The sequence below is a fragment of the Fictibacillus iocasae genome (genome assembly GCF_042665465.1).
GTDB classification, from domain to species: domain Bacteria; phylum Bacillota; class Bacilli; order Bacillales; family Fictibacillaceae; genus Fictibacillus; species Fictibacillus iocasae.
Genome location: NZ_JBHTCP010000051.1, coordinates 79,739 through 94,766, shown reverse-complemented (window position 1 = coordinate 94,766; position 15,028 = coordinate 79,739). Strand labels below are relative to the sequence as shown.

Sequence of the window (15,028 nt, the reverse complement as noted above, 5' to 3'; positions counted from 1 at the left end):
ACAAACTTTTCTAAACTAAAAAGGCAGGTCCTATTATGAAAGTCGTGGAAAACATGGCCGATTTGATCGGTAACACCCCTTTCGTGAGGCTGAACAAGCTCCCCGATCCGAATGGCGCAGATGTCTATGTGAAACTAGAATATTTTAATCCGAGCCGAAGCCTGAAAGACAGGGCAGCTTACAACATGATCTTACAAGCAGAGAAAGCCGGTCTCTTGACTCCCGATTCTGTCATCATTGAACCAACTTCCGGCAACACTGGCATCGGGCTCGCCATGAACTGTGCAGCCCGCGGGTATCGATCCATTATCGTGATGCCTGATACGATGACAGAAGAGCGCATCAGTTTATTAAAAGCATACGGATCTAAGGTCGTTCTGACACCAGGCGACGAAAAAATGCCAGGTGCCATTCAAAAAGCTAAGGAACTAGCCGCAAGAATTCCAGGCAGCTTCATCCCGATGCAGTTCGAAAATCATGCGAACCCGGATGCACACCGCCATACTACAGCTGTTGAGATCAAAGAGGCGGCTAACGAGATCGGCCTTTCTTTTACTGCCTTCGTCGCTCCAGCTGGTACGGGCGGAACGATCACGGGAACGGGCGAGATGCTGAAGGATTGGTTCCCTGATTTAACTGTACATGTCGTGGAGCCTGCAGGTTCTCCTGTCCTATCCGGAGGCAAGCCTGGCAAGCATAAGCTAGTCGGCACCAGCCCCGGTTTCGTGCCTCCTATTCTCAATACGAGTGTGTATGACGAGATTCTGCGTATTGAAGATGATGACGCCTACACGATCACACGACGGCTTGCGGCCGAAGAAGGCATCCTTGTTGGCCCATCCTCTGGTGCTTCTGTTTATGCGGCATTAAAAATTGCGGCCAGAAGAAAAAAAGGAGAAGTGGTAATCTGCATCACGTGCGACTCAGGAGAACGCTATCTGTCTTCTGACCTTTTTCAGTTTTCATAACCATCAGTTGTCCGGTACGAAACCATGTAAAAACTGCCCTATTCCGAAGTTGACGGAATAGGGCAGTTTTTTACTTTGATACGATGATGGTGGAAGGTGCTGCCTTTTGCTGCGGCATTTTATGCAGCACCAAAAGGATGAGAAAACCGGCAATCGACATGATCCCAAAAAATAGATACGTAGCAAATATGGAATAAGAATCGATCAGCATGCCGCCAATGATTGTGCAGAACCATGAACCAACGCCATTTCCGATCGCTGTATAAAGAGCAACGGCTGTCGCCCTTGCTTCAGAAGGTGTATGATTCCGCAAATATTCCATCGCGGCTGGAATGAACAGTCCGACACTGAAGCCCTGTACGACCGTTGTTGCCATCACTACCGCAAGCGAGGGCTCAAAAAAGTAGAACGTCCACCTAGCCGCAGAAAGAAACGAAGCAAACATCATAATAGGCATGATGCCCCACTTCCTGAATGCGCCTCCCGCAAACTTCATGAAAGGCGCCTCGCTCCCTGCTGATAAAAGGAAGGCGATGCCTACCCCTGTTAACGTGCCGCCGATTTCCTGAATGTAGAAGCCAAAATAAAAATTATTCGCAAAAATCGGGCCGAACACTAAAAACACAGACAGCAGAAAAAGCATGAAAGGAGGCATTTTCGCAAGCTGTTTGATGCCAGAACGAAGGTTTCCTTGCAGCCGCTGATTCTCGCGCGGCATCGCTCTTACAAGAAAGAGCGTCAGCAGCAGGGCACCTGAAAATGAAAAGAAAATAGCCTGAAGGCCAGCAGCCTCTGACAGCTTGCCGACGATGAGCACACTCACCGCAAATCCAATCGCACCATACAGCCGGTAATTGCCATACTCTTTGCCTGTTCTGTGAACATAATTCAGAAGAATGCTGTCTGATACGGGTACAATGGCACTTTGAAAGAACGAAAACACGATCAACAGCAGAATAAGCCAAACATAGTCGTTCAGATACATAACGGCAAATCCTAACAACGATGTCAGCAAGAGACTGCATGCCAGAATCCCTCTCGGACGCTGGGTATAATCTGTAATCATTCCCCATAACGGCTGTGCAAAAATCATCACGACAGGACTAATCGACAGCAGTGTGCCAATCTCCGTTCCAGACAAGCCCGTATCTTTAAAATAAACACCCAGCAGCGGAAACAAACTGCCGAACGAAAAAAACACAAGCAAATAAAACAATTTCATATTCAAGGACGTTCCTCTGTTCTCCACCACGATGTCATGCCCCTTCTCTCTGTATAATGAAATGGCTATTTAGCCAATTCGTAAATCGCATGGGCATAAATAGCTGCCGCTTCAAACAAGTCCTCCACAAACATATGCTCATCCTTTTGGTGAGCGACATCTTTTCTTCCTGGGAAAAGCGCTCCAAAAGCAACTCCGGAATTAAGCGCACGAGCATACGTGCCCCCGCCTATCGCAATCAGTTCCCCCTCTTTTCCAGTCTGCTCCTTATACACCTTTTTCAGTGTCTGAATGAGAACATGACTTTCTTCTACATAATTTGGCGCTTTATTTTCTTTGACTGTCACAGCCCACCCTGCCTCTTTCACACTTTCTTCAAGCTGGTGAATGGTTTGCTCCCCTTTATGTGTTACAGGAAAACGGATATTGAGCCCGACTGTCGCTTTTTCTTTAGAGTATTCCATGATTCCTGGGTTTACCGTAAGCTTTCCGCTCGCTTCATCTTCAGCAGAAATACCAAGATGGAGACCATAGTGATCACCATTTAGACCCTCAGAAATCAATTGGAGAAATTCACCGCCCGCACCATCAAAGGAAAAACGTGAAAGGAACGCAGCAAGCATCGTTCCTGCATTCACCCCTTCTTCTGGTGTGCTGCCATGTGCAGACACGCCTTCTAACAGCAGATGGACGACGTCTCCTCTAATTTCACCTTTTCCATGCAGCTTTTCCTGTGACAGAAACGACATAAAATCATCGATTACAATCCCTGAATCTGAAACGGTAACCGAGGCTTCTGCAGCGTCAGGCACCATGTTCAAACGTCTGCCGGAGATGAAGGAGAGCAAGCCTTCTCCACCATCAGAAACGGGCTTCGTCAGCAAAACGTCAATAATGCCTTTTTCTGCGTTAATGATCGGAAAATCCGCATCCGGTGCAAATCCCATGATCGGCATCTCTTCATGCTTGAAATAATGATCTACGCATCTCCAGTCACTTTCCTCGTCTGCCCCGATGATCATCCTTACGCGCTTAGAAAGCGGAAGCTTAAGCTCCTGAATAATCTTCATTCCATAGAACGCAGCCATCGTCGGCCCTTTATCATCGATGGCTCCGCGAGCAAAAATTTTACCATCTTTTATTTCTCCGCCAAATGGATCAACTGACCATCCGTCACCCTCTGGGACAACATCTACATGGCAGAGAATGCCGATCAAGTCTTCTCCTTCACCGATTTCCAGATGCCCTGCAAATCCGTCCAAATTTTTGGCTGTCATCCCGCTCTTTTCTCCAAGATTCAGCATAAAATCGAGTGCCTCTTTCACGTTCGGTCCGAAAGGCGCACCCTCGCTTTTCTTTTCCTCGTCCAGCAAGCTTTTTATTTGAAGCAGCTTTTGCGTATCGTGCAGCAATTCTTCTTTGCGTTTTAATACCTCTTCTTTCCAGTTAACATGTTGCATGTGTAGAGCTCCTTCCTGCAAGTACAGCGAATATGTAAATTCTCTTCCTATTCTACATGAAATATCGGCTGTGCAAAACCCAATCACAACCTATAGATATATCTTGCCAAATTTCAGCCTATATAGTATACTATCCCGTAAATAGGAGGTGTGGGTATACGGGGCTAGAGTTTTTACGTACAACAGTATGCACTAAAGCTGCGTTGCCGTTTCACTTATTCCATTACAGACAGCATGAATTTTTACTCAAACAGGCCTGCGCAGCGGAGAATTCTTTAAACGAATCTTCGCTTTTTGTGTTTTCAGAAAACTTAACATTATTGTAAAATGCACTTCATACTTATTTCATATTACATGAGTAAAATGGTTAATAAGCATTGTAATTTATCAATAAGGAGTGGTTTTTTGAGTCCTTCAACTGACAGGATGCTGAATCGTGTAAAAGCAATGTATCTTTTTATTCGCAAGAATGGAACAGTCACAACACGAGAATTAGTTGAAGAATTTGGAACAACACAACGGACCATCCAGAGAGATTTGAACGTGCTTGCGTACAACAAGCTTGTCAATAGCCCGGGAAGAGGGCTTTGGGAAGCTACCGCTAAGAAAGTGAAAGTATCTTAAATCAATAATAAATAACCCAGCCTGCTGTCAGGCTGGGTTTTCTTTTAATTGGACCAAGAACGATGGCACGGTTATTGCTTTTGCATCAGCGTCTCAGGCTCAGATTGCAGCCTCCATTCCTGTGCGGCCCAGTTCGGCTTGCCATCAAGCTGAATGGTCTTCGTTCCCTCTCCCATCAACTGTTTCCAAAAGCCGCCGGTAACAATCCAACCTTCAATTTTACCACTGTTCACATTCAGGACACCATCCGTTATCTCGCCAAGATCTTTTCCATCAGGATGAATAACCTTCAGCCCTTTATAGCTTTGCCAAGACGTTCCCGATACATCAAGAGATTTTTGGCGTTCGCTGCCTTTATAGATAACGGTTTCCTCTTCCATTTTCTCAATTTCCGGCCAAGGCACATAATAGGTGTCCTTTTGCGCGGCTGAGAAATCCTGCTCGTCAATCATTCCGGCTGACGGAAGGTTGGAATCATTCATACCCGTGACCCATGTGCCTGCTTTGTTTATGAGGCCGTCATTAAGCGGTCTGCCCTTATCATTCTTCATCGTATCAACATGGTAGATAAGATAGCTGATTGAAGTGTTATCCTCCCTAAAGACGACGTCGTCTACTTTGTGTTCTGTATTTCCTAATTCTGCATGCTTAATTTTCATTCCGATAAGTTCTGATATTTTCAGCATGAGTGTGTCTCCTTTTTATTAGGAGGTTACCCTTTCCTGTTTATAGAGAAACACCGCTTGATCGAAGCATTTCAAGCTCTGCTTCTGAAAGTTCTCTATATTCTCCTGGCTGCAAAGACGGATCAAGCTCCAAGGTTCCCATCTTCATACGCTTTAGGTACTCCACTTTTTTTCCTACAGCCAGAAACATGCGTTTAACTTGATGAAATTTCCCTTCGGATATGGTGATCGTTATCTTCGATTCATTGTCACTCACTTCGAGTATGTTCAGGATGCCTGGCTTTGTCACATAACCGTCATCAAGCTCTACCCCTTCTGCAAAGGACTGTACATCCTCTTCCGTCACAGCACCGCTGATTTCAGCAAAATAGGTTTTTGGTACATGCTTTTTCGGAGAAAGCAAAGAATGAGAAAGCTGTCCGTCATTCGTCAGCAGCAGCAAACCTTCCGTATCGATATCAAGCCGCCCTACCGGAAATGGGTCAAACTGCTTATATTCTTCCGCTATCAAGTCAACGACCGTTTCATGAAAATTATCCTCTGTAGCCGAGATCACACCGTCTGGCTTGTTCATCATCAAATAAATGAATTCACGGTAAACGATTTCCTCGCCATGAACAGCCACTTTATCAGCTTGAGGGACAGCCTGTTTCTTTCCGTCTTTCACTGTTATGCCGTTGATCGTTACAGCGCCGCCTTTAATCAGCTGCTTTACTTCCTTTCTTGAGCCAAACCCTGAATTAGAAAGCCATTTATCGAGTCTCATGTCATATCTCCCCACAATGAATAATTACCTATATTTTTTCTAAAAATTTGATTTATTTCCATGTAAACGGGTATTTTAGTACTATAGGAGGAATCGCAATGAAGAAAAAGATCGGCCTGCTGGCAACTGCCCGAAAAAAATTGCCGCACCCGGCTGAAGCGAAGGACCTATACATAAGCCCGCTTTTTCAGAAATCCTTAAGCTACGCCGAGGGGAATTATGATGATTACTTTTTTTACAGCGCCAAGCACGGATTGCTAACAAAAAAACAGTTTATTGAGCCTTACAATGTAACCATTAAATCTTTTTCACCGAGTGAAAAAAGAGCGTGGGCAGCTAAAGTTGTGGAAAAGCTGCAAGAATTCGCCCCGCCGCGGACGACAGAAATCCACCTTCATGGCGGCTGGGTTTACCGAGAGTTTCTCGAGCCTGTCCTCAAAGAAGCCGGGTATGCCTATGAAGTGCCGCTTGAAGGTTACAGCATAGGGAAGCAGCTGAAATGGTATGATGATCAACATGCTGCAAACAAAAAATGAACAGAGGGTGTCTCCTGCAGCGTGCAGGAGACACCCTCTATTTCTTTCGCGCCAAATGAGGCTGAATCCTTTACTTACTCATGCTGCTTTTCTTTTTTCCCGCGCTTTCCTATAAAGGAAAACTTCTCTCCGAGAACGATGTTCATCAGGCCCGAACGATAGCTCAAGAACAAGTAAACCGCTCCTCCTGCAATGATTCCAGCCGCAAGCGTAAGCATTGTTTCTATCCTGCTGTATTCCGCTCCATAAAACGATTCGAGTCCGTTTTTGACTCCAAGCGTACTTAACGCCATAGCAATCGCAAAAATGAGCATCAATACCGTTCTTCTAAACACCCATTTATAGGAAAACCCTCCGTACTTTCTAATGATATAAAGATTGAAAATAAAAGAAACCGTAAATCCTATGTTCGTAGCGACGATGGATCCAATCCCTTCGAATAAGGCAAGCAGCGGTGCGTTCAGCAAAACCTTCACTCCAAAACCGAGCATCAGGCTGACGAAGGCAAATTTCTGTTTGTTCAATCCTTGCATGATGGCCGCTGTCACTGAAAACAGTGCGAACAAAATAGCAGTAGGTGCATACCATTCAAGAAAATATCCGCCAAACTCCATACTCTTTGTTCCAAACAGGGCTCCATAAGAAGGGACACCAAGAACAGAAAGACCGATCGCTGCAGGCATTGTCAAGAACAGCACCATTTGAAACGTCTGGGTGATTTGCTTATTGAGTGCCTCTCTATTATTTTGTACATAAGACTGTGTAATGACCGGAATGAGTGTCAGTGCGAGCGCAGTGGCCAAAGAAACGGGAATCATCACAAGCTTATGGACGATCTGTGTGATGATCGCGAAAACCGATTCAGCTTTTGCCGGGGTGTATCCCGCTTTATCAACAAGCACGTTCACAATCGTGAACTGATCCACCATCTGATAGATCGGAATAGCCAGTCCCACTGCGACGAAAGGAATCGCATAAGCGACTGTTTCTTTATACATCGCAGCAAGTGATACGTTAGAGTTCGTTTTATTCTCTGCGTACATTTTCTTTAAGTGCGGGCTGCGCTTTTTCCAATACCAGAGCAGCACGATGAGACCTGCAATCGCTCCAAGAGTGGCAGCAAAGGTAGCTAGCCCGACAGCTTGAGTGGTTGTACCATCAAGCACGTTCATGATCACCCAGGCGCCGATCAAAATAAAGACGATTCGGACAATCTGTTCGACAACCTGTGAGACAGCAGTCGGTCCCATCGATTGAAACCCTTGAAAATAGCCGCGTATCAAGCTCATCGAAGGAACGATTATGAGTGCCGTGCTGACCATTCGAATCACGAAAATAATATCTTCTAGCGAGTTGCCGTTCTCACCGTGCTTCACGATGATCTTTCCCGCTAGAAACGGCGCGCTGCTGTACAGCAGCAAGAACGCAGCGGTTCCGGTCAAGGTCATGATTAGCAGGCCGGATTTTAACAGCCTCCTCCCTGTCTCATAATCTCCCATGGCGTTATACTTCGAAACGAATTTCGAAACAGCGAGCGGAATGCCCATTGTTGAAATGCTGAGCAAAATCGTATACGGATTATACGCGTATCCATAGAGTGCGATCCCGCCTTCATGAACGAGTGCAGTAAACGGTATAATATAAATCAGGCCGATAAACTTTGAGAAAAAAGTAGCGGCAGTTAAAATCAATGTTCCTCTTAACAAACGAGACATTCTTTCATCTCCTACTTCATCCAGTTAAACAATATTAGTATTGTAACACAATCCCTCCACATCCAACCTGTTTTTTAGCCTGTTCTTATCCGCCAGGGGTGCGGACATTTTTCACCGTTTGTGCTATCGTTGTATTGCTCTTACTAAAATGAAAGTTGGGATTTTTACCATGAAGTACGATTGTATTATTATCGGCGGCGGACCTTCTGGGCTTATGGCTAGTGTGGCAGCCGCATCACAAGGAGCTAGCGTACTCTTGCTCGATAAGGGCGATCAGCTCGGACGGAAGCTGGCCATCTCTGGCGGCGGACGCTGCAATGTAACTAACCGCCTGCCCGTTGAAGAAATCATTAAGCACATTCCCGGAAACGGCCGTTTTTTATATAGCGCGTTCTCTTTATTCAATAATGAAGACATCATAACCTTCTTTGAAGAATTGGGCATACAGCTGAAGGAAGAAGATAATGGAAGAATGTTTCCTGTCTCGAATAAGGCAAAGGATGTGGTGAACGCTCTACTTGAAAAGATCAAGTCACTTGGCATCACGATCCGCACAAATGCTCCTGTTAAAACCATCCATTATCAAGACGGAGCAGTGGAAAGCGTGGAACTGAGAAGCGGTGATGTGCTCCGAACCCGTTCCATCGTGATCGCTTCAGGCGGTAAGTCCGTCCCGCATACCGGATCTACCGGTGACGGGTACGCTTGGGCAGAAAAAGCCGGCCATACGATCACAGAGCTGTATCCGACTGAAGTACCGATCGTCTCCAACGAACCGTTCGTCAAAAGCAAGGAGATGCAAGGTCTGGCACTTCGTAACATTGAGCTTTCTGTTTGGAACCCTAAAGGAAAGCTGATTAAAGCACATAAGGGAGACATGCTGTTCACCCATTTTGGAATTTCTGGCCCAGCAGTCCTTAGGTGCAGCCAGTATGTAGTAAAAGCGCTGAAAAAATTCGGAACAGACTCGATCGAGATGCGTGTTGACTGTTTCCCGGAAATGAATGAAGAAAACCTTTTTCAGCACGTTAACACACTTCTTGCAGAAGAACCCAAAAAAGCAGTAAAAAACATTTTAAGAAATCTTCTGCCGGAGCGATATCTTCTCTTCTTGCTGCAAAAGGCGGAAATCGATCCTTCTACTGCTGCGGATCAGCTCTCAAAACAGCTGATCCGATCTTTTGTAAAACAGATCAAATCGTTCTCGTTTTCGGTGTACGGCACCTTGTCGATTGAAAAAGCTTTCGTAACAGGAGGTGGAGTAACAGTAAAAGAAGTCGATCCTAAAACGATGGCATCAAAGAAGCAAGAAGGGCTTTACTTCTGCGGTGAAGTATTGGACTTGCACGGCTACACAGGGGGCTACAACATCACGGTCGCTTTTGTTACCGGCCACTTGGCAGGGACGAACGCCGCAATGTTTGCGGGAACAGCTCATTAGAAGGTAAAACAGGACCTGCTGATCAAACTTCAGCGGTCCTGTCTTTTTTTATATAAAATTAAAGCAGAGTAAGAGTAGATCGTATCCTCTTCATCACAGCAGCAGATTGATGTCTCAAATTGTATCTCTTTTATATCTAAATTAGGCTCGTCTTCCAGAAATGCATTGATCTCCGCTTCTAGATCTTGTTCATGATCCTCATCAAACAATTTCACCTTCCACATAGACAGCCCCCCTTTCACCTATTATTCTTGAGCAGGTGACTGCTTTCCTTTGACAGAAATGAGGAGGTTTTGACGAATTGTGGCCCATTCGCGTCCTCTTAGAAAATATTGAGGAAATATAAAAACAGGCTGTAACCTTGCCTTAACAGCCTGTTTGAAATAGTCTATTCGTTTAGCAGGATCCATCATCCAACCTGCTGTGGTTTTTTTGTTAGAAATTCCTGTTCAATTACGGCTGGATCCAGCGGTTTGCTAAAGAAATAACCTTGTCCTTGCTGACAGCCCTGACTCATCAGATATTCGACCTGTTCAGCAAGCTCTATGCCTTCAGCAATGACATTAAATCCTAGATTTTGTCCCATGTTAATGATCGTCCTGACAATGGCATCGCCTTTAGGGCTGGAGCCTATGTCATCTACAAACATTTTATCGATCTTAAGCGTATTAACAGGCAGATGCATTAAATAGGAAAGCGAGGAGTAGCCTGTTCCAAAATCGTCAATTGAAATGGAAACTCCCATTTCTCTCAGCTTGTTGAGTACCGGCAATGTTTCATCAATGTTCTGCATCGTGCTTTCTGTGATCTCCAACTCCAGGTTATCCGGCTTTAGTCCGTTATCGTTAAGTGCCGCTTCAATAATTCTAATAAACGCTCCGTCAATAAGCTGTTTAGCTGAAATATTTACCGCAACAAGCAGCCCTTCATAGCCTTTGTCATGCCAAACCTTTGTTTGGCGGCATGCTTCTTGAACGACCCACTCTCCGATTGGAAGAATTAATCCTGTTTCTTCTGCCACTGGAATAAACTCTACCGGTGAAATCAAGCCTTCTTTTGGGTGTTCCCATCTGAGCAGTGCTTCCGCTCCGATCACTTTCCCTGTCGAAAGCTCAAATTGCGGCTGATAGACTAGTTTAAATTCTTTATTTTCTATTGCTTTATGAAGACCGTGTTCGACTTGAAGCTTCTTTTTGACCCGTTCGTTTAAATGGTCTGAAAAAAACTGGCTATTGTTTCTCCCTCTTTCCTTTGCCAGATAAAGAGCAGAATCCGCATTTTTGAGAAGGGTTTCCACGTCTTCTCCGTGTTCAGGAAAGACACTGATCCCAATGCTCGGAGAGGAATACATCTCCTGTCCTCCAAGAAAAAAAGGTGACTTAAACGAATCGATGATCATACTTGTCGTGTTGTTGAGGATTTCGCTTTCTGTATGCTCAAGAATAATGATAAATTCGTCACCACCGCGCCTGAAAACTTCTCCTGCCTCACCGACTGCCTTCTTTAAAAGCTTTGCGACTTGCTGCAGGAGCCTGTCTCCAAAACTGTGGCCCAAGGTATCGTTCACGACCTTAAACCGGTCCAAATCCAGAAGAAGGATGTTGACGCTTTTTTTCAAGATGCGTGCCTCGATCAACTTCGCTTCAATGCGTTTCATAAAACCAGTCAAGTTAGGAAGACCCGTTAGTTCGTCAAAAAAAGCGAGCTGGTTAATCGTTTGTTCAGATTGCTTTCGGGGAGTGATATCAAAAAGAACGGAATGAAATTCGATTAAGCGGTTGTCAGCATCTAAAAACGGGATACCTCTGTCCTGAATCCAGCGGATATCTCCGTTCGGACGAATGATGCGGTATTCGCTCGTAACAATTTCACCGTTCGCGATCTTTTTAGCTCTTTCTTCAATGACAGGCGCATCATCTTCATGTATCACTTTTCGCCACAATTGAACATCGGTAAAAAATTGGTTCATCGAAATGCCATACAGCTTTTCAATTCCTGGCGAAATCATCAGCTTGTCCGTTTGAAGGTTATGTGACCAAATCGCCACATCAATGCTGTCAAAGATATTTTGCAGACGCTCTCGGTTTACCTTTAGTTCTTCATGTGTTTCTTTATGCAGCTTGATTTCATTCTTCAAACTCTCCAGTGAATCGTTCTTCTTTTTCAGCATCATGTACAGCATAACGAAAATAAGAAGCATCGTCACAAGATTCAGCAAGATTTCCGCCTGCCTGCTTATCGTAGGCAGCAGTCCGACCTCGACTGCTATATGTAAGCCGTATAGGAAGGCTATTCCTGCAAACCACTTTATTTTGTCTGGCAAATAAGCATTCATGGTAGCCTCCGAAAAATTGTTATACATTACTATCGGCAGATGTATTGACTTGTTTAATTTAGTGGATGTGCAAGGGTTACGGGGATGCAAAAGAAGGTTTGGTTGTTTAATTGGGTTCAGACTGATAATGATTTTGTCTGGTTTGCTTCTTGGCGAAGCGAGGGCGAACATGTTCTCTGTTGTCTACCTGAGGTACGGTACCGAGATGATGACCTTCGGTATCTTGGAAACCTTGATGTGTACCGGACCCCTTAGGGAAAGTCTTGCAGACACAAAAAGAAGGATCCCCGGAATGGGCATCCTTCTTTTTCCTTCAGTTAGAATCAGCTGTTATGATCTCCGTAGGCGAGCATGCCTCCTTCCATGTTTTTTACTTTATAGCCTTGGTCCAAAAGGAATAGAGAGACATTTTCACTGCGGCGTCCTGATCGGCAGATGATGATGTGCTCTTTATCCTTATTGATTTCACTAAGACGGTCTGGAATTTCACCCATCTTGATATGAACGGCTTGTGGAATCTTCCCTTCTGCCACTTCTTCGTCTTCGCGAACATCGATCAGTGAAATGTCTTTACCTTCTTTAATCAGTTGTTTCACTTCTTCTGGTGAGATGATTTGTAGTTCCATGTTTCTTCCTCCTTAGTTGGCGACGATATTGACAAGTTTTCCTGGAACAACGACTACTTTGCGAATGGTCTTTCCTTCAATACCGGCTTGGACTGTTTCTTCCTCTAAAGCCGCTTTTTCCATTTCGTCTTTTCCGAGGTCTGCTGAGATGGTGAGTTTTGTTTTAAGCTTTCCGTTTACTTGCACGACGATTTCTACCTCGTTTTGCACTAGTTTTGCTTCATCCCAAGCTGGCCATGTTTCGTAAGCGACTGTGCCGCTGTGTCCGAGCTTCTCCCATAGTTCTTCACCCATGTGAGGAGCGATTGGAGCAAGCAGCTTGACGAAGCCTTCCATCATGGATTTAGGAAGGACGTCCTGCTTGTTCGCTTCGTTCACGAACACCATCATTTGAGAGATGGCGGTGTTGAAGCGAAGGGCTTCGAAATCCTCTGTTACCTTTTTCACTGTTTGATGGTACGTGCGTTCGAAAGCTTCTGATCCTGCTGCATTTTTTATGTGGCTGTGAAGCTTTTCTTCTCCTTCTGTCACGAACAAGCGCCACACGCGGTCCAAGAAGCGGCGTGCTCCGTCAAGTCCTGTCGTGCTCCATGCAATCGACGCGTCTAGCGGTCCCATGAACATCTCATATAAACGAAGCGTATCGGCACCGTGCGAGGCGACGATTTCATCCGGGTTCACGACGTTGCCTTTGGATTTGCTCATTTTCTCGTTTCCTTCACCGAGAATCATCCCTTGGTTGAACAAGCGCTGGAACGGTTCTTTTGTAGGAACAACACCCAAATCGTAAAGCACTTTATGCCAGAAACGAGCATATAGAAGGTGAAGAACCGCATGTTCAGCACCGCCGATATAAATATCCACAGGCAGCCAATGCTTTAGTTTTTCAGGATCTGCTAACGCTTCGCTGTTTGTCGGATCGATATAACGAAGGTAATACCAGCAGCTTCCTCCCCATTGCGGCATCGTGTTTGTTTCACGGCGTCCTTTTTTCCCTGTTTCCGGATCTGTCACGTTCACCCACTCTGGCAAGTTGGCAAGCGGCGATTCGCCTGTGCCTGATGGCTTGATGTTCTTCATCGGGGGCAATACGAGCGGAAGTTCTTCTTCCTTCACTGCTGTCATCGTGCCGTCTTCCCAGTGAATGATCGGAATCGGTTCGCCCCAGTAGCGCTGGCGCGAGAACAGCCAGTCACGCAAACGGTAAGTTACTTTCTTCTCACCTTTACCATTAGACTCTAGCCACTCGTTCATCTTTTCGATCGCTTCTGTTTTACCAAGACCGTTTAAGAAGTCTGAATTCACATGTGATCCGTCGCCTGAGTATGCCGCTTCATGCACATTGCCGCCTTCCACGACTTCAACGATCGGAAGCTGGAATTTCACGGCAAATTCGTGGTCACGCTCATCGTGAGCTGGAACCGCCATGATCGCTCCTGTGCCGTAGCTCGCGAGCACATAATCAGCGATCCAGATTGGCAGCTTATCGCCCGTAACAGGGTGAATCGCATATGCACCCGTGAACACACCGCTTTTTTCCTTCGCAAGCTCAGTGCGTTCTAGGTCTGACTTCGTTTCAACCTGCTTTTGATACGCTTCAACCGCACCGCGCTGTTCTTCTGTCACGATTGCACTAACCATTGCGCTTTCTGGAGCAAGCACTAAGTATGTCGCACCATATAAAGTATCCGGACGTGTCGTGAATACGGTAACTTTTTCATTGTGACTGTCTACCTCAAACGTGACTTCAGCACCTTCAGATCGTCCAATCCAGTTGCGCTGCATGTCTTTCAAGCTTTCCGGCCAGTCAAGCTCTTCAAGATCCTCAAGCAAGCGGTCTGCGTATTCCGTAATTTTCAGCATCCATTGTTTCATCGGCTTACGCACGACCGGGTGCCCGCCGCGTTCACTTTTGCCATCGATGACTTCCTCGTTCGCGAGCACCGTGCCGAGAGCTTCACACCAGTTTACTGGCACTTCTGCCACATAAGCCAAACCTTTTTTATAAAGCTGAAGGAAGATCCACTGTGTCCATTTGTAATAATCAGGATCAGTCGTGTTCACTTCGCGGTCCCAGTCATACGAGAAGCCTAGCTCTTTGATCTGGCGGCGGAACGTGTTGATGTTCTGTTCAGTGAATTCCGCTGGATCGTTCCCCGTATCAAGCGCGTACTGCTCAGCAGGAAGTCCGAAGGCGTCCCAGCCCATTGGATGAAGGACGTTATAGCCTTGCATGCGCTTCATGCGGGACAGGATATCTGTTGCCGTATAGCCTTCCGGGTGCCCTACGTGAAGACCGGCACCAGATGGATAAGGAAACATATCCAAGGCGTAGAATTTCTTTTTACCAATCTCGTCTTCTGTTTTGAACGTTTTATGGTCTTCCCAATAGGACTGCCATTTTTTCTCGATCTTTTTGTGGTTGTAATACATGATTTTTCCTCCTTAAAATATAAAAAGCCTTCCGCCCCTAAACTAAAAATTAGGGACGAAAGGCTGTGAATAACATACACATGTTCCGCGGTACCACCCTGATTAACGCTACGTTCAGCGCTCACTCATGATAAGCCTTAACGCGGCATACGGCAGGCCTTACTGTTAGTTCACGCCCGCAACTAAAGGATGAGTTCACATACGAATTTGGGATTG

Annotated in this window: 13 protein-coding genes and 1 other annotated feature (1 of these 14 only partly in view); of the genes, 4 read left to right on the top strand and 9 right to left on the bottom strand. The window is 45.6% G+C overall.

Annotated features, from left to right (window positions below; translation table 11 throughout):
- Nucleotides 1-35: 35 nt before the first annotated feature.
- A complete protein-coding gene (cysK, locus tag ACFQPF_RS16885; RefSeq protein WP_379751120.1) occupies nucleotides 36-968 on the top strand; it encodes a cysteine synthase A in 933 nt (310 codons plus the stop codon).
- A 70-nt stretch (nucleotides 969-1,038) separates the two neighbouring features.
- Here the strand turns inward: cysK and ACFQPF_RS16880 are convergent, their stop codons facing one another.
- On the bottom strand, nucleotides 1,039-2,220 hold the full coding sequence (locus ACFQPF_RS16880; protein WP_379751118.1) for an MFS transporter: 1,182 nt from the start codon (nucleotides 2,218-2,220) through the stop codon (nucleotides 1,039-1,041).
- Between the two features lie 35 nt (nucleotides 2,221-2,255).
- Nucleotides 2,256-3,650 (bottom strand): dipeptidase PepV, encoded by a 1,395-nt coding sequence (gene pepV / locus ACFQPF_RS16875; protein WP_379751116.1) that lies wholly within the window; start codon nucleotides 3,648-3,650, stop codon nucleotides 2,256-2,258.
- Nucleotides 3,651-4,055: 405 nt separating this feature from the next.
- Here pepV and ACFQPF_RS16870 point away from each other — a divergent pair, with 405 nt between their 5' ends.
- Nucleotides 4,056-4,274 carry a DeoR family transcriptional regulator gene (locus ACFQPF_RS16870; RefSeq protein ID WP_094252405.1) on the top strand — a complete coding sequence of 73 codons (219 nt, stop codon included), beginning with the start codon at nucleotides 4,056-4,058 and terminating at the stop codon, nucleotides 4,272-4,274.
- A 71-nt stretch (nucleotides 4,275-4,345) separates the two neighbouring features.
- Here the strand turns inward: ACFQPF_RS16870 and ACFQPF_RS16865 are convergent, their stop codons facing one another.
- Together ACFQPF_RS16865 and ACFQPF_RS16860 are read right to left on the bottom strand one after the other, a co-directional pair.
- Nucleotides 4,346-4,960, bottom strand: coding sequence for a PRC-barrel domain-containing protein (locus tag ACFQPF_RS16865; protein ID WP_379751114.1), 615 nt, complete (start codon nucleotides 4,958-4,960; stop codon nucleotides 4,346-4,348).
- A 40-nt stretch (nucleotides 4,961-5,000) separates the two neighbouring features.
- Nucleotides 5,001-5,726, bottom strand: coding sequence for a pseudouridine synthase (locus ACFQPF_RS16860; RefSeq protein ID WP_379751112.1), 726 nt, complete (start codon nucleotides 5,724-5,726; stop codon nucleotides 5,001-5,003).
- Nucleotides 5,727-5,824: 98 nt separating this feature from the next.
- On the opposite strand from ACFQPF_RS16860, the gene ACFQPF_RS16855 reads away from it, so the two are divergent.
- Entirely contained in the window at nucleotides 5,825-6,262 is a 438-nt protein-coding gene (locus ACFQPF_RS16855) for a DUF6884 domain-containing protein (RefSeq protein WP_379751110.1), read from the top strand.
- A 74-nt stretch (nucleotides 6,263-6,336) separates the two neighbouring features.
- Here ACFQPF_RS16855 and ACFQPF_RS16850 read toward each other — a convergent pair whose 3' ends face one another.
- Nucleotides 6,337-7,977, bottom strand: coding sequence for a putative polysaccharide biosynthesis protein (locus ACFQPF_RS16850; RefSeq protein WP_379751108.1), 1,641 nt, complete (start codon nucleotides 7,975-7,977; stop codon nucleotides 6,337-6,339).
- 169 nt (nucleotides 7,978-8,146) lie between these two features.
- On the opposite strand from ACFQPF_RS16850, the gene ACFQPF_RS16845 reads away from it, so the two are divergent.
- Nucleotides 8,147-9,418, top strand: coding sequence for a BaiN/RdsA family NAD(P)/FAD-dependent oxidoreductase (locus ACFQPF_RS16845; protein ID WP_379751106.1), 1,272 nt, complete (start codon nucleotides 8,147-8,149; stop codon nucleotides 9,416-9,418).
- A gap of 29 nt (nucleotides 9,419-9,447) precedes the next feature.
- On the opposite strand, the gene ACFQPF_RS16840 is transcribed toward ACFQPF_RS16845, so the two are convergent.
- The 4 genes from ACFQPF_RS16840 to leuS all read right to left on the bottom strand — a co-directional run bounded on the left by ACFQPF_RS16840 (nucleotide 9,448) and on the right by leuS (nucleotide 14,812).
- A complete protein-coding gene (locus tag ACFQPF_RS16840) occupies nucleotides 9,448-9,642 on the bottom strand; it encodes a sporulation protein Cse60 (RefSeq protein WP_379751104.1) in 195 nt (64 codons plus the stop codon).
- 185 nt (nucleotides 9,643-9,827) lie between these two features.
- On the bottom strand, nucleotides 9,828-11,753 hold the full coding sequence (locus tag ACFQPF_RS16835; protein ID WP_379751102.1) for a putative bifunctional diguanylate cyclase/phosphodiesterase: 1,926 nt from the start codon (nucleotides 11,751-11,753) through the stop codon (nucleotides 9,828-9,830).
- Between the two features lie 323 nt (nucleotides 11,754-12,076).
- Nucleotides 12,077-12,379, bottom strand: coding sequence for a rhodanese-like domain-containing protein (locus ACFQPF_RS16830; protein ID WP_379751100.1), 303 nt, complete (start codon nucleotides 12,377-12,379; stop codon nucleotides 12,077-12,079).
- Nucleotides 12,380-12,391: 12 nt separating this feature from the next.
- Nucleotides 12,392-14,812, bottom strand: a complete 2,421-nt coding sequence (gene leuS / locus ACFQPF_RS16825) for a leucine--tRNA ligase (RefSeq protein WP_379751098.1) — start codon at nucleotides 14,810-14,812, stop codon at nucleotides 12,392-12,394.
- A gap of 48 nt (nucleotides 14,813-14,860) precedes the next feature.
- Nucleotides 14,861-15,028: a binding site (T-box leader), on the bottom strand; it runs 67 nt beyond the window's last position.

Coding starts and splice junctions, on each gene's coding strand:
- ACFQPF_RS16860 (WP_379751112.1), bottom strand. CDS start 5,726: ATGAGACTCGATAAATGGCTTTCTAATTCAGGGTTTGGCTCAAGAAAG.
- ACFQPF_RS16830 (WP_379751100.1), bottom strand. CDS start 12,379: ATGGAACTACAAATCATCTCACCAGAAGAAGTGAAACAACTGATTAAA.
- pepV (WP_379751116.1), bottom strand. CDS start 3,650: ATGCAACATGTTAACTGGAAAGAAGAGGTATTAAAACGCAAAGAAGAA.
- ACFQPF_RS16850 (WP_379751108.1), bottom strand. CDS start 7,977: ATGTCTCGTTTGTTAAGAGGAACATTGATTTTAACTGCCGCTACTTTT.
- ACFQPF_RS16835 (WP_379751102.1), bottom strand. CDS start 11,753: ATGAATGCTTATTTGCCAGACAAAATAAAGTGGTTTGCAGGAATAGCC.
- ACFQPF_RS16845 (WP_379751106.1), top strand. CDS start 8,147: ATGAAGTACGATTGTATTATTATCGGCGGCGGACCTTCTGGGCTTATG.
- cysK (WP_379751120.1), top strand. CDS start 36: ATGAAAGTCGTGGAAAACATGGCCGATTTGATCGGTAACACCCCTTTC.
- leuS (WP_379751098.1), bottom strand. CDS start 14,812: ATGTATTACAACCACAAAAAGATCGAGAAAAAATGGCAGTCCTATTGG.
- ACFQPF_RS16855 (WP_379751110.1), top strand. CDS start 5,825: ATGAAGAAAAAGATCGGCCTGCTGGCAACTGCCCGAAAAAAATTGCCG.
- ACFQPF_RS16865 (WP_379751114.1), bottom strand. CDS start 4,960: ATGCTGAAAATATCAGAACTTATCGGAATGAAAATTAAGCATGCAGAA.
- ACFQPF_RS16840 (WP_379751104.1), bottom strand. CDS start 9,642: ATGTGGAAGGTGAAATTGTTTGATGAGGATCATGAACAAGATCTAGAA.